This is a genomic window from Acidovorax sp. HDW3 (assembly GCF_011303755.1).
Classification (GTDB): Bacteria; Pseudomonadota; Gammaproteobacteria; order Burkholderiales; family Burkholderiaceae_C; genus Paenacidovorax.
In genome coordinates, this window is the sequence record NZ_CP049885.1 from 1,987,149 (window position 1) to 2,000,524 (window position 13,376).

Annotated in this window: 12 protein-coding genes; 9 read left to right on the plus strand and 3 right to left on the minus strand. The window is 65.3% G+C overall.

Features of this window, described 5'->3' with window-relative positions; translation table 11 throughout:
- The first annotated feature begins 112 nt into the window (after positions 1-112).
- The 8 genes from sdhC to rnk all read left to right on the plus strand — a co-directional run bounded on the left by sdhC (position 113) and on the right by rnk (position 7,339).
- Positions 113-547 (plus strand): succinate dehydrogenase, cytochrome b556 subunit, encoded by a 435-nt coding sequence (gene sdhC, locus G7045_RS09080; protein WP_166159329.1) that lies wholly within the window; start codon positions 113-115, stop codon positions 545-547.
- Positions 548-572: 25 nt separating this feature from the next.
- Complete coding sequence (gene sdhD / locus G7045_RS09085; RefSeq protein WP_166159330.1) at positions 573-938, plus strand: succinate dehydrogenase, hydrophobic membrane anchor protein; 366 nt, start codon at positions 573-575, stop codon at positions 936-938.
- A gap of 36 nt (positions 939-974) precedes the next feature.
- Positions 975-2,780: a succinate dehydrogenase flavoprotein subunit gene (gene sdhA / locus G7045_RS09090; RefSeq protein ID WP_166159331.1), complete on the plus strand. Its 1,806-nt coding sequence runs from the start codon at positions 975-977 to the stop codon at positions 2,778-2,780.
- 31 nt (positions 2,781-2,811) lie between these two features.
- Positions 2,812-3,516, plus strand: coding sequence for a succinate dehydrogenase iron-sulfur subunit (locus tag G7045_RS09095; RefSeq protein WP_166159332.1), 705 nt, complete (start codon positions 2,812-2,814; stop codon positions 3,514-3,516).
- Between the two features lie 4 nt (positions 3,517-3,520).
- Complete coding sequence (locus tag G7045_RS09100; RefSeq protein ID WP_166159333.1) at positions 3,521-3,811, plus strand: succinate dehydrogenase assembly factor 2; 291 nt, start codon at positions 3,521-3,523, stop codon at positions 3,809-3,811.
- A gap of 20 nt (positions 3,812-3,831) precedes the next feature.
- Positions 3,832-5,127, plus strand: a complete 1,296-nt coding sequence (gene gltA / locus G7045_RS09105; protein WP_166159334.1) for a citrate synthase — start codon at positions 3,832-3,834, stop codon at positions 5,125-5,127.
- Positions 5,128-5,206: 79 nt separating this feature from the next.
- Positions 5,207-6,874, plus strand: a complete 1,668-nt coding sequence (locus G7045_RS09110; protein WP_166159335.1) for a phosphoethanolamine transferase — start codon at positions 5,207-5,209, stop codon at positions 6,872-6,874.
- A gap of 48 nt (positions 6,875-6,922) precedes the next feature.
- Entirely contained in the window at positions 6,923-7,339 is a 417-nt protein-coding gene (gene rnk / locus G7045_RS09115) for a nucleoside diphosphate kinase regulator (protein WP_166159336.1), read from the plus strand.
- Between the two features lie 19 nt (positions 7,340-7,358).
- Here rnk and G7045_RS09120 read toward each other — a convergent pair whose 3' ends face one another.
- Positions 7,359-8,453 (minus strand): acyltransferase, encoded by a 1,095-nt coding sequence (locus tag G7045_RS09120; protein ID WP_166159337.1) that lies wholly within the window; start codon positions 8,451-8,453, stop codon positions 7,359-7,361.
- Positions 8,454-8,554: 101 nt separating this feature from the next.
- Positions 8,555-10,927 carry a DNA internalization-related competence protein ComEC/Rec2 gene (locus G7045_RS09125; RefSeq protein WP_166159338.1) on the minus strand — a complete coding sequence of 791 codons (2,373 nt, stop codon included), beginning with the start codon at positions 10,925-10,927 and terminating at the stop codon, positions 8,555-8,557.
- A 66-nt stretch (positions 10,928-10,993) separates the two neighbouring features.
- On the opposite strand from G7045_RS09125, the gene G7045_RS09130 reads away from it, so the two are divergent.
- Positions 10,994-11,449 carry a RidA family protein gene (locus tag G7045_RS09130; RefSeq protein WP_166159339.1) on the plus strand — a complete coding sequence of 152 codons (456 nt, stop codon included), beginning with the start codon at positions 10,994-10,996 and terminating at the stop codon, positions 11,447-11,449.
- Positions 11,450-11,526: 77 nt separating this feature from the next.
- On the opposite strand, the gene G7045_RS09135 is transcribed toward G7045_RS09130, so the two are convergent.
- Positions 11,527-13,290, minus strand: coding sequence for a methyl-accepting chemotaxis protein (locus G7045_RS09135; protein ID WP_166159340.1), 1,764 nt, complete (start codon positions 13,288-13,290; stop codon positions 11,527-11,529).
- Between the last annotated feature and the right edge of the window lie 86 nt (positions 13,291-13,376).

Consider the following 13,376-nt stretch of genomic DNA (forward strand, 5'->3'; position numbering starts at 1 on the left):
GGCATAAAAACGCGGTTTTTGTAAGCCCCCGTTTATTGCGTTGCAATAGAATTTTGCGCTGTTTGCCTAGGCGTGATTACAGCGCAGTTACCTCCACGAGAAAGCACTTGCCATGACAGAAATTGCCAAGAAGCGGCCCGAGTTCCGCAACATCAACATCTTCAAGGACGTGAGAACCTACCGTCTGCCGCTGGCCGGCTGGGTCTCTATCTTGCATCGCGCCAGCGGCATGATCATGTTCTTGCTGCTGCCCTTCGTGATCTGGCTGCTCGATACCTCGCTGTCGTCGGAGATCTCGTTTGCCAAGTTCAGTGCTGCCTTCAGCGTTGGCCTGGGCTTCATCCCAGGCTGGTTCGTCAAGCTCGTGGCACTGGCGCTGATCTGGTCGTACCTGCACCACCTGATCGCGGGTATGCGCCACGTCATGATGGACATCAACCACGACCTGGTTTCCAAAGACTTTGGCCGTCAGTCTGCCGTCGTCACCCTGGTCGTGAGCATTGCGCTGACCCTGGTGCTGGGCGCCAAGCTGTTTGGTCTGTACTGATTTTTGCTAGCAAAGGAAATACACCATGTCCGTGACCTACGGCTCCAAGCGCACCGTCTCCGGCGCCCACTATGGCGTGCGCGACTGGCTGGTGCAGCGCATCAGCGGCATCGTGATGGTGCTCTTCACCTTCGCGCTGCTGGCGCAAATCGTGTTCAGCAAGGGCCCCATCGGCTATGAACTGTGGGCTGGCATTTTTGCCGCACAGTGGATGAAGTTCATCACCTTCGCCACCATCATCGCCCTGGCCTGGCACGTCTGGGTCGGCGTGCGCAACGTGTGGATGGACTATGCCCGCCCCGATGGCCTGCGCCTGCTGCTGCAGTCCTTCACCATCGTCTGGCTGGTCGGCTGCACCGGCTGGGCCTTCCAGGTTCTGTGGCGCCTGTGATCCAGGCACACCGCATCCACGCATGAAAGCACAACAATGAGCTACTCCAAAGCCAATATCACCAAGCGCAAGTTCGACGTCGTCATCGTTGGCGCCGGCGGCTCCGGTATGCGCGCCTCGCTCGAACTCGCGCGCGCCGGCCTGAACGTGGCCTGCCTGTCCAAAGTGTTCCCCACGCGCTCGCATACCGTCGCCGCACAAGGCGGCGTCTCCGCCTCGCTGGGCAACATGAGCGAGGACAACTGGCACTACCACTTCTACGACACCATCAAGGGCGGCGACTGGCTGTCCGACCAGGATGCCGTGGAATTCATGTGCCGCGAAGCACCGAACGTGGTGATCGAGCTCGAACACTTCGGTATGCCGTTCGACCGCAACCCCGACGGCACCATCTACCAGCGCCCCTTCGGCGGCCACACCGCCAACTACGGCGAGAAGCCCGTGCAACGCGCCTGCGCCGCAGCCGACCGCACCGGCCACGCCATGCTGCACACGCTGTACCAGAAGAACGTCGAGTCCAAAACCAACTTCTTCGTCGAGTGGATGGCCCTGGACCTGATCCGCAACGAGGCTGGCGACGTGGTGGGCGTGACCGCCCTGGAACTGGAAACGGGCGACCTGTACGAGCTGCACGCCAAGGCTGTGCTGCTGGCCACGGGCGGCGCCGGCCGCATCTTCCAGGCTTCGACCAACGCCTTCATCAACACCGGCGACGGCCTGGGCATGGCGGCGCGCGCCGGCATTCCGCTGCAGGATCTGGAGTTCTGGCAGTTCCACCCCACCGGCGTCGCCGGCGCCGGCGTGCTGCTGACCGAAGGCTGCCGTGGCGAGGGCGCTATTCTTTTGAATAGCGACGGCGAACGCTTCATGGAGCGCTACGCGCCCACCTTGAAGGACCTGGCGCCGCGTGACTTCGTCTCGCGCTCCATGGACCAGGAGATCAAGGAAGGCCGTGGCTGCGGTCCGAACAAGGACTACATCCTGATGAAGCTCGACCACCTGGGCGCGGACACCATCCGCAAACGCCTGCCGTCGGTGGAAGAGATCGGCCACAACTTCGCCAACGTCGATATCACCAAGGAGCCGATCCCGGTCGTGCCCACCATCCACTACCAGATGGGCGGCATCCCGACCAACATCCACGGCCAGGTCGTGGTCTGGAACGGCGAAGGCAACGACGTCGTCAAGGGCCTGTACGCCGTGGGCGAATGTGCCGCCGTGTCGGTGCACGGCGCCAACCGCCTGGGCACCAACTCGCTGCTCGACCTGCTGGTGTTCGGCAAGTCCGCCGGCAAGCACATCGTCGAATTCGTCGGCGGCTACGGCGAGTTCCAGCCCATGCCGACCAACGGCGCTGACCGCACCCTGGCACGCCTGAACGCCCTCGAAGACTCCAAGGACGGCGTCTACGCCCAGGACCTGGCAAACGAAATCCGCGCCACCATGCAGCAGCACGCTGGCGTGTTCCGCACGCAAAAGGGTATGGACGAAGGCGTGGTCAAGATCAACGCCCTGCGCGGCAAGGTCGGCAGCGTCACGCTCAAGGACAAATCCAAGGTCTGGAACACCGCCCGCATGGAAGCGCTGGAGGTGGACAACCTGATGGAAGTCGCCCAGGCCACCATGACCAGCGCCGCCGCCCGCCACGAATGCCGGGGCGCGCACACCGTATACGACTACGAGCACCCGGCCGACCACGCCAACTTCCCGCTCGGTCGCAACGACAAGGAATGGCTCAAGCACACCCTGTGGCACAGCGCCAGCAACAGCCTGAGCTACAAGCCCGTGAACATGAAGCCCCTGACGGTGGAGAGCATTCCGCCCAAGGTGCGCACCTTCTAAGCATCCGGCAGTCCCACGAGAGAAACACACCATGAAGCGTACTTTTCAAATCTACCGCTACGACCCGGACAAAGACAGCAAGCCGTACATGCAGACCGTCGAAGTCGAACTCGACGGCCACGAGCGCATGTTGCTCGATGCCCTGCTCAAGCTCAAGGCCGTCGATCCCTCGCTGTCCTACCGCCGTTCCTGCCGTGAAGGCGTGTGCGGTTCGGACGCGATGAACATCAACGGCAAAAACGGCCTGGCCTGCCTGACGAACATGAACACCCTGCCGGGCACGATTGTTCTCAAGCCCCTGCCGGGCCTGCCGGTGATCCGCGACCTGATCGTGGACATGACGCAGTTCTTCAAGCAGTACCACTCCATCAAGCCCTACCTCATCAACGAAACGCCGGCCTCGCCCTTCAAGGAACGCCTGCAATCGCCCGAGGAACGCGAAGAGCTCAACGGCCTGTACGAGTGCATTTTGTGCGCCAGCTGCTCCACCAGCTGCCCGAGCTTCTGGTGGAACCCAGACAAGTTCGTCGGCCCGGCCGGCCTGCTGCAGGCCTACCGCTTCATCGCCGACAGCCGCGACGATGCCACCGGCGCACGCCTCGATAACCTCGAAGACCCCTACCGCCTGTTCCGCTGCCACTCGATCATGAACTGCGTGGACGTGTGCCCCAAGGGCCTGAACCCGACGCGCGCGATCGGCAAGATCAAGGAATTGATGGCGCGCCGCACCATCTGACGCCATGGCTGCTGACGATCAACTGCTCGACGAACGCGAACGCAGCGTCATCCGCTGGCGCTGCCGCCGGGGTCTGGTGGAAAACGACCTCTTCATCGAGCAGTTTTTCGCCCGCCACGGCCAGGCTCTGACGCACGGCCAGGCGCAAGCCCTGGCCCTGCTGATGGACCTCTCGGACAACGACCTGCTCGACCTGCTGCTGCGCCGCAAGGAGCCCAGCGGCGTGCAGGACACGGCCGCCGTGCGCCAACTGCTCGAACTCATTCGCCGCCCCGCCCCCTCGCCCCTGGGTTAACTTTAGTAAGGAAATTGGAAATGAAACTGGCTGACAACAAAGCAACGCTCTCGTTCAGCAACGGTAGCCCGAGCATCGATCTGCCCGTCTACCAAGGCAACATCGGTCCGGACGTCATCGACATCCGCAAGCTCTACGGCCAGACCGGCATGTTCACCTACGACCCGGGCTTTCTCTCGACCGCGTCCTGCCAGTCGGCCATCACCTACATCGACGGCGACAAGGGCGAGCTGCTCTACCGTGGCTACCCCATCGAGCAACTGGCGCAAAAGTGCGACTACCTCGACACCTGCTACCTGCTGCTCAACGGCGAGCTGCCCAACGAAGGCCAGCGCGGCGACTTCCACAAGCTGGTGCTCAAGCACACCATGGTGAACGAGCAGATGCAGTTCTTCCTGCGCGGTTTCCGCCGCGACGCCCACCCCATGGCCGTGCTGACCGGCCTGGTGGGCGCCATGTCGGCCTTCTACCACGACAGCACCGACATCAATAACCCGCAGCACCGCGAGATCGCCGCCATCCGCCTGATCTCGAAGATGCCAACGCTGGTCGCCATGGCCTACAAGTACGGCAAGGGTGAGCCCTTCATGTACCCGCGCAACGACCTGTCGTACGCCGGCAACTTCCTGCGCATGATGTTCGGCACGCCGTGCGAGGACTACAAGGTCAACCCGGTGCTGGAAAAGGCGATGGATCGCATCTTCATCCTGCACGCCGACCACGAGCAAAACGCCTCCACCTCCACCGTGCGCCTGTGCGGCTCCTCGGGCACCAACCCGTTCGCCGCCATTGCCGCCGGCGTGGCCTGCCTGTGGGGCCCGGCCCACGGCGGTGCCAACGAGGCTTGCCTGAACATGCTCGAAGAAATTCAGGCCATGGGCGGCGTCTCCAAGGTGGGCGAGTTCATGGAAAAGGTCAAGGACAAGAACAGCGGCGTCAAGCTCATGGGCTTTGGCCACCGCGTGTACAAGAACTACGACCCGCGCGCCAAGCTCATGCAAGAGACCTGCGACGAGGTGCTCAAGGAACTGGGCCTGGAGAACGATCCGCTGTTCGCGCTGGCCAAGCAGCTCGAAAAAATCGCCCTGGAAGACGACTACTTCGTGCAGCGCAAGCTCTACCCGAACGTGGACTTCTACTCCGGCATCGTGCAGCGCGCCATCGGCATCCCGACCAAGCTGTTCACCGGCATCTTCGCGCTGGCGCGCACCGTCGGCTGGATTGCCCAGCTCAACGAAATGATCGCTGACCCCGAGTACAAGATCGGTCGTCCGCGCCAGCTCTTCACCGGCTCGCCGCGCCGCGACGTCAAGTAAGCGCCAAAACCCTAGCGCGCACCAAACCGCAGGCCCGCCCTGCGGTTTTTTTTCGCCCCGGGGCCGATAATCCGCGCCCATGTTCGCCCTGTTCTCGCGCTCCCTGCGCTCCGCCCCTGCGGCTCCCACACGCCACCCCCATTTATTGATCGCAGCCACCAGCGTCTGGCTGGCCAGCCTGTGCAACCTGCCGCTGTGGCAGGCCGTGGCGGCCCTGCCTGCCGTGCAGGGCCTGCGTGGTTGGGGTTTTGGCCTGGCTTTTTTCGTGTTGATTGCAGCGGGTAACGCTGCCGTACTCGGCCTGCTCGCCTGGGGGCGACTGCTCAAGCCGGTGCTGGCGTTGGCATTGCTGACGGCGGCCAGCGGCGTGTACTTCATGGCCAGCTATGGCATCGTCATCGACACCACCATGCTGGTCAACGTACTACAGACCGACCCGCGCGAAGCGGGTGATCTGCTCAACTGGCGCATGGCCGCTGCCCTGCTGCTGCTGGCCGCGCCGCCGCTGCTGTGGCTCATGCGCCAGCGGCTGCGCCCCCTGGGCTGGTGGCGCCAACTATGGCAGCGCGCCCTGTTCATCACCGCTGCCGTACTGGTGGGGTTGGCCAGCTTGCTGCTGGTGTTCCAGGACTTTGCCGCCACCATGCGCAACCACACGCAGCTGCGCTATCTCATCAACCCCCTCAACAGCCTGTATGCCGTGTTCGATCTGGCGACCAAGCCGCTGCAAATGGATACCCGCACCCTGGCCCCCCTTGGGCGCGACGCCCAGCTGGGCACGAGCTATCAGAGCCAGGCGACGGCGCCCCTGCTGCTGCTGGTGGTGGGCGAGACGGCACGCGCGGCCAATTTTGGTCTTGACGGCTACGCCCGCGCCACCACACCGCAGCTGCAAGCGCGCAGCGACATCGCCAACGCCCCCAACGCCTGGGCTTGCGGCACCAGCACCGCTGCCTCGCTGCCGTGCATGTTCTCGCACCTGGGGCGCAGCGCATACGGGCAGCGCAAGAGCAATGCCGAGGGCCTGCTCGACGTGCTGCAGCACGCCGGCCTGGCGGTGCTGTGGGTGGACAACCAATCGGGCTGCAAAGGTGTGTGCGACCGCGTCACCGAAATCAGCACCAGCGCCCTGCACGACCCCCAGTGGTGTCCCGGCGGCGAATGCCAGGACCCCATCATGCTGCGCGACCTGCAAGCGCATATCGACGCCCTGCCGGCCGAGCAGCGCGCGCGCGGCACTGTGGTGGTGTTGCACCAGATGGGCAGCCACGGCCCGGCCTACGCCAAACGCTCGCTGCCAGCGCAGAAAAAATTCCTGCCCGAATGCCAGACCAATGCCCTGCAGCAATGCACGCGCGAAGAAGTCGTCAACGCCTACGACAACTCCATTTTGGCGACCGACGCTTTCCTCAACGCCAGCATCGAATGGCTGGGCCAGCGCAGCGGCGCAAGCGCCCTGCTCTACGTGTCTGACCACGGCGAATCGCTGGGCGAGAACAACCTCTACCTGCACGGCCTGCCCTACGCCATTGCGCCCGACACACAAAAGCACGTGCCCTGGCTGGCCTGGCTCTCGCCCGCCATGCAAGAGCGCACGCGCACGGCCACCGGCTGCCTGCAGCAGGACTGGCGCACGCGCGAAATCTCGCACGATGACTACTTTCATTCCGTGCTCGGGCTGCTCGACGTGCACACCAGCGCCTACGACGGCACGCGCGACGTCTTTGCGCCTTGCCGCCAGCCTTGATACAGTCTGGCCTTTTCGCCTTCAAAAAACCCCGACGGAGAGAACGCCATGGCGCGCCAAAAACCCCAGATCATCCTGTCCTCGCTCGACCTCGACCGCATCGAAGCACTGCTCGCCGCCATTCCCGCCAGCGCCTTTCCTGGCAAGGCCGAACTGCAAGCCGAACTCGACCGCGCCGACGTGCTCGCCCCCGAAGACATCCCGCCGCACCTGGTCACCATGAATTCGACGGTGAAGTTCACCATTGCCGAAACCGGCAAGGAGTTTTGCCTGACCCTGGTGTATCCACGCGACATGGACGGCAGCGCTGACCGCGTCTCCATCTTCGCCCCCGTGGGCAGCGCCCTGCTGGGCCTGTCGGTGGGCGACGAGCTCGCCTGGCCCGGCCCCGGCGGCAAGGCCATGACGGTGCGCGTCAAGGAAGTGGTGTACCAGCCCGAGAGCGCGGGCGAGCTGCACCGCTGATTAGAGCGTAAACACGCTCCTACAACTGGTTGCTGGCCAGGGCCACCAGCATCCCAGTGCCCACCAGGCTGGCCTGCCAGCGCAGCGCCAGACGCCAGCTGGGCACATGGCTCTCCACCCGCCGGTACAGTTCGCGCCCGGCGGCCAGCGACAGGCCAAAAGCCAGCACCATGCCCAGCAGATTCAGCCAGGGCGCCTCGGGCCAAAGCTGGTGAAAGACGGCGTTGACCAGCAGGCAAATCGGAAAGTGCACCAAAAACACCGAGTACGATATCTGCCCCAGGCGCTGCAGCCCCCCGCCCTGCGGCAAGCGCCACCCCCAGCGCTGAACCCACAAAAGCAAAAGAGAAAACCCCAGCGCCAAGGCCACGCGGTCGCGCCACTGCAGCCACAAGGCCAGCCCCCCCATCAAAGCCAGGCCCAAGGTCCACCACAGGGCACGGCGCCCCCGGCTGGCCCAGTAGGCGCACATACCCAGGCCGTAAGCACCCCAGAAATACCAGGCCCACATATCCAGCTCTGGCTGGCGGTTGAACCACCACAGCGACAGGGCCGCCGCCAGCGCCACCCACAGCGGCGCGCTGCGCTGGGCCCAGGCGGGCGCACGCTGCAGCAGCGCCAGCAGCAGCACGGCGCAGGCAAAGAGCTGAAAATCAATCGCCACATACCACACGCCGGCCGATAGCGCCTCCTCGCCCACAATGTCTTGCAGCAGCAAGGCATTGGCCAGCAGCTGCTGCAAACTGGGCTCACCCGGTACCGAATGGTGCGCAAAAAAGGGCCGCACCAAGGCCGCCACCAACACCGCCACCAGCAGCGCCACGGCGTAGGGCACGACCAAGCGCACAAAACGGCGCAGCAACAAAGGCGCTACAGCGCCACCGCGCCACCGCCCGGCAGGGGCCAGGCTGGCCGCCGCCAAAAAACCACCCAACACCAAAAACAACTGCACTGCCATGCGGCCATATTCGGCCAGCCAGTCGATCAAATGCGGCGCCAGGCCATAGGCGCTGTCGGACATGGGACCGTAAAAAGCCAGGTGGTGGGCGACGATGGTGGCGCAGGCCAAGCCCTTGATCGTGTCGATCAAGGTATTGCGAGAGGGGGCTGACATGGGGCTCAAGAACGGCAGCGGGAGCTGTGCCCGGGGCCTATACACGCGAAAGCGAAAGAAAAATCAATAGCCCTCGATTGTGCGCGGATTTCAACCCCACGTCAGCGATGTTGCCAATAGCGCCGCGCCTGCTCACGCTCGCACACCAGCGCCTGCGGCTGCGCCGACGACCACTGCGCCGCACCACAGTCGGGCTGGGCCACCAGCGGTACCCCCGCCGCCGCGTAGCGCGCCTGCACCGATGGCGCCGGATGGCCAAAACGGTTGCGATACCCCGCCTGCACCAAGGCCCAGCGCGGCGCCACGGCGGCAATGAACTCAGCCGACGACGATGTCTGGCTACCGTGGTGCGGCACCAGCAGCCACTGCGCGGCCAGGGGGGCGCCGCGCGCGAGCAGCGCCTGCTCCTCGCGCCGTTCAATGTCGCCCACCAACAGCGCCACGCGCCCCTGCGCGCTGCGGATGCGCAGCACGCAACTGCGCGCGTTGGGCCGCACGGCTTGCACCCCGCTGGGCAGAGGGTGCAGCACCTCCAACTCCACCCCATCCCATTGCCACCGCTGGCCAGCGGTGCAGGGCTGATCGGCCGCGCGCCCAGGGGCATCGGCGCCGTGCAGCAGCGCTTGCGGCTGGGCCTGCAGCAGCGCCTGTGCGCCGCCGGTATGGTCACTGTCGCTGTGGCTGAGCATCAGCCAATCGAGGCGCACCCCCTGGGCCTGCAACAACGGCACCAGCACCCGCGCACCGGCATCGCTGTGCATACCGTAGCGCGGCCCGCTGTCGTAGAGCAGGCTGTGCTGCGCGGTGCGCACCAGCACCGCATTGCCCTGGCCCACATCGGCGGCCAACAAAGAAAATTCGCCCCAGGCCGGGGCTGCTGGCTGCCAGCACAGCGCCGGCCACATCAGCGGCAGCCCCAGCACGCGCAGCGGCCCGCGCAGCGCCAGCCACAGCCCGCCCAGCACCGCCAGCAGCCCCGCCCACAGGGGCGCAGCCGGCAAGGCCAGCACAGCCCCCGGCCAACGCGCAAACCATTGCAGCACGTGCAGCAAAGGCTCCATGCACCAGGCTGCCACCTGCCACAGCGGCGGCACCAGCAACCCCAGCAGCGCCAGCGGTGTGATGACAAACGTGACCCACGGAATGGCCAGCAGATTCGCCACGGCGCCCACCAACGACACCTGGCCAAACAGCAACAGCGTCAGCGGCATCAATGCCAGCGTCATCAACCCCTGCTCGCGCAAAAACCCTCTTATCACGCCAAAAACGCCTCTAGCCCTTTCTGAATCAGCGTGAGCAGCTATCGTATTGCTAGCAAACAAAACACCCACAGCGATAAAGCTGAGCCAAAATCCGGCCTGCAGCAAGGCCCAAGGATCGGCCAGCAGCACCAGCGCACAGACCAACAGCCAAGTCAGCGGCCAAGGCCAGCGCAGCCCCGCCAGGCGCAGCGCCGCAACGCCCGCGAGCATCAGCACCGTGCGCTGCGCCGGCACGCCCCAGCCCGAAAACAGCGCATAGCCCGCGGCCAGCAAACCACCACCGAGCAATGCCACATGCGGCGCCGGCCAGCGCAGGCACAGGCGCGGACTGCGCCGCCAAAGCCAACCCACCAGCGCCTGCGCCAGCCAGGCAAACAACGTAATGTGCAGGCCCGAAATACTCATCAAGTGGGCGACTCCGGTGGCCCGAAAGAGATCCCAATCGGCCCGTTCAATGGCGCGCTGGTCGCCCGTGACCAGCGCTGCCACCACCCCGGCGCTGCGCAGCGCCTGCTGCTGCGCCTGCACGCTCGCGTGTGGCGCGGGCGCCAGCCGCTGCACGATGGCATCGCGCACGCTCTGGCGCAGGCGCTCCACCGGGTAGCGCCAGCTGCTGCTGCGCAGCTGCGGCGGCTGCGCGTGGGCGCCCGTGCGCACCGTGCCCACGGCCTGCACCCCCTGCTCCCACTGCCAGAGTTCGTAGTCAAAACCGTGCGGATTGCGCGCGCCGTGTGGCGCTTTCAAGCGCACGCTCAAATCCCACTGCTGGCCCGCCTGGAGAAAGGGCAAGTCGGCAGCACCCGCACCCGGTTCGGCGTACCAGCCCAGCTCCAGCAGCGGCGGCACGCGCTGGATTTCCCCGTCCAGCCAGGCCCCTTCGGGTACGAAGCGAAAGCGCAGCCCCCAGGCATTCACCTGGGGCATGGCGGCAATCGTGCCGCGCAGGCGCAGCTCCTGGCCCTCCAGCGCGGGGTTCAGGGCCTCGGCCAAATAAGCCCCGGCGCGCAGTCCAGTGGCCCCAGCCATGGCGAGGGCGGCGGCCAGCAGGCAAGCCCAGGGCCGATGCGCGCGCCAGGCGGGCACGCCCAGCAGCAGCCCCATGCCCAACAGGCCGGCATAGCCCGGCGCGGGCCACAGCTGCGGCTGCTGCAGCTGCAGCGCCACCCCGGCGAGCAGGCCGCACAGAAGCCAGGGCAGGCGCTGTGGCCTCATGCTGGCACCGGCCTGCAGCTATGTAACACTTGCCGTTTTCTTTGTTCGCCCATTGGAGACCTGACCATGAACGTCTATGAACAACTCAAAGCCCAGGACATCAGCCTGCCGCCCGTGGCCGTGCCCGCCGCAGCTTATGTGCCCTACGTGCAAAGCGGCAATCTGGTTTTCCTCAGTGGCCACATCGCCCGCAAAGACGGCAAGCCCTGGGTGGGCCAGCTCGGGCGCGACATGACGACCGAGCAAGGCCAGGCGGCTGCCCGCGCCATCGCCATCGAGCTGATGGGCACGCTGCAAGCAGCCTGCGGCGGTGACCTCAACCGCGTCAAGCGCATCGTCAAGCTCATGAGCCTGGTCAACTCCACCGGCGACTACACCGAGCAGCACCTGGTGACCAACGGCGCCAGCGAGCTGCTCGGCCAGGTGTTTGGCGACAAGGGCAAGCACGCACGCAGCGCCTTTGGCGTGGCGCAAATTCCGCTGGGCGCCTGCGTTGAAATCGAGTTGATTGCCGAGCTGTAAACCGCGCCCCCCAAAAAAACAAAGGCCGCCCAAGCACCATGCTTGAGCGGCCTTTTTTCGATCTTTACCTTGGCCGGTTAAAAGCTCTCCCAATCACCGTCGTCAGTCGCCTTGGCCGCAATTTTGGGCGCCGCCAAAGGTGCCGCCGATGGTGCCGTCGATGGAGTAGCCGCCAGGCTTGGGTTTTTGGATTTTTTGGGCGCCGAAGAAGCCACGGCTGGGCGCGCAGCCGTGGGCCGGGCCATGGGCGCAGGGCGGGGGACAGCAGCCGCGCGGGGGGCAGCAAAAGCCATCTGCGCACCAGCGGCGACCTTGAACACGGCCACGGCCTGCGCCAGCTGCTCGGCCTGCTCGCGCAGGCTTTGCGCGGCGGCGGCGCTTTGCTCGACCAGGGCGGCGTTTTGCTGCGTCATCTGATCGAGCTGGCCCACGGCCTGGTTGACCTGGGCCACGCCGGTGCTCTGCTCGGTCGAGGCGGCGGTGATCTCGCCAATCATGTCGGTCACGCGCTGCACGGCCTGCACCACTTCCTGCATGGTGCTGCCAGCCGATTCGACCAGGCGCGAGCCGCTATCGACGCGCTCGACGCTGGCGCTGATGAGCTGCTTGATTTCTTTGGCCGCCTCGGCGCTGCGCCCGGCGAGGCTGCGCACCTCGCCCGCCACCACGGCAAAGCCTCTGCCTTGCTCGCCTGCGCGCGCGGCCTCGACGGCGGCGTTGAGCGCCAGGATGTTGGTTTGGAAGGCAATGCCGTCGATCACGCCGATGATGTCGGCAATCTTCTGGCTGCTGTGGTGAATGTCTTGCATGGTCGTCACCACCTGGCCCACCACCTCGCCGCCCCGGCGCGCCACGTCGCTGGCACTCGCGGCCAGGCTGCTGGCCTGGCGCGCGCTGCTGGCGCTGTGCTGCAAGGTGCTGGAGAACTGCTCCATGGCCGCCGCCGTCTCCTGCAGATTGCTCGATGTGTGCTCGGTACGCGCCGACAGGTCGTGGTTACCAGTGGCGATCTCGGCGCTGGCGGTGGCGATGCTGTCGGTGCTCTGGCGCACCTGCCCAACCATGCGCGCCAGCGATGCGCTCATGGTGTAGAGCGCACGCAGCAAGGCGCCAAACTCATCGCCACGCATGACGTTCTGCTGCTCGCTCAGGTCACCACCGGCAATGCGCTCGGCCAGGGCCTGGGCCTGGGCCAAGGGGCGCTCGATGCTGCCAATGAGAAAAAACGCCCCGCCCACGATCAGCAAGATCAAAAGGCCGACGACGGCGGCAGCGATTTTCACCGTCAGCAGGCGGTTGGCGGCAATTTCCTGGGCGCGCTCGTCGGCCTGCTTTTTTTGCAAATCGACAAAATCACGCAAGGTCTGCACATAGGCTGCCACGGCCGGTTGGTACGACTGCCGCACCAGGGCGCCAGCCTCTGTGGCCTGGCCGGCATCTTTGAGGCGTGTGGCCTCGGTGCGCAGCTCCAGCATGGCTTTGCGCGCCGCTGCAATCTTGTCCAGCTGGGCTTTGTCGGCCTCGCTCGGCTGCATGGCCTCAATATTTTTCTGGATCTCGCTGATCTGCGCCGACGTGGCCGGAATGGCCTCCTTGAACTGCACCGCCAGCTGGGCTTCGCTACTGACCACCAGCGACAAAGTGCGCGCGGCGTTGGTTTCCGTCAGCCCCACCCAGCGCAGCGCAGCTTCAATCTTGGCATTCATGGCCCGCGCCGAAGCCTCGGCATGGGCCTGGGATTTGGCTGTGCGGTAACCCGAAAAGCCCACCACCGCCACCAGGGCGATGACGATGGCGATCACAGCGACCCACAGTTTGTGAGCCATACGAAGTTGCGGCATGGGGATCCTCCTTTTTAATGCGATGCGGTACTCACGTGCCTTGAACCATGGCAGAGCCGAATCTAGCCGGCCTTGCGCTGCATCAA

Bases quoted from the DNA above. Each gene is read 5' to 3' on its own strand.
- sdhC (WP_166159329.1), top strand. From the start codon at position 113: ATGACAGAAATTGCCAAGAAGCGGCCCGAGTTCCGCAACATCAACATC.
- sdhD (WP_166159330.1), top strand. From the start codon at position 573: ATGTCCGTGACCTACGGCTCCAAGCGCACCGTCTCCGGCGCCCACTAT.
- sdhA (WP_166159331.1), top strand. From the start codon at position 975: ATGAGCTACTCCAAAGCCAATATCACCAAGCGCAAGTTCGACGTCGTC.
- G7045_RS09095 (WP_166159332.1), top strand. From the start codon at position 2,812: ATGAAGCGTACTTTTCAAATCTACCGCTACGACCCGGACAAAGACAGC.
- G7045_RS09100 (WP_166159333.1), top strand. From the start codon at position 3,521: ATGGCTGCTGACGATCAACTGCTCGACGAACGCGAACGCAGCGTCATC.
- gltA (WP_166159334.1), top strand. From the start codon at position 3,832: ATGAAACTGGCTGACAACAAAGCAACGCTCTCGTTCAGCAACGGTAGC.
- G7045_RS09110 (WP_166159335.1), top strand. From the start codon at position 5,207: ATGTTCGCCCTGTTCTCGCGCTCCCTGCGCTCCGCCCCTGCGGCTCCC.
- rnk (WP_166159336.1), top strand. From the start codon at position 6,923: ATGGCGCGCCAAAAACCCCAGATCATCCTGTCCTCGCTCGACCTCGAC.
- G7045_RS09120 (WP_166159337.1), bottom strand. From the start codon at position 8,453: ATGTCAGCCCCCTCTCGCAATACCTTGATCGACACGATCAAGGGCTTG.
- G7045_RS09125 (WP_166159338.1), bottom strand. From the start codon at position 10,927: ATGAGGCCACAGCGCCTGCCCTGGCTTCTGTGCGGCCTGCTCGCCGGG.
- G7045_RS09130 (WP_166159339.1), top strand. From the start codon at position 10,994: ATGAACGTCTATGAACAACTCAAAGCCCAGGACATCAGCCTGCCGCCC.
- G7045_RS09135 (WP_166159340.1), bottom strand. From the start codon at position 13,290: ATGCCGCAACTTCGTATGGCTCACAAACTGTGGGTCGCTGTGATCGCC.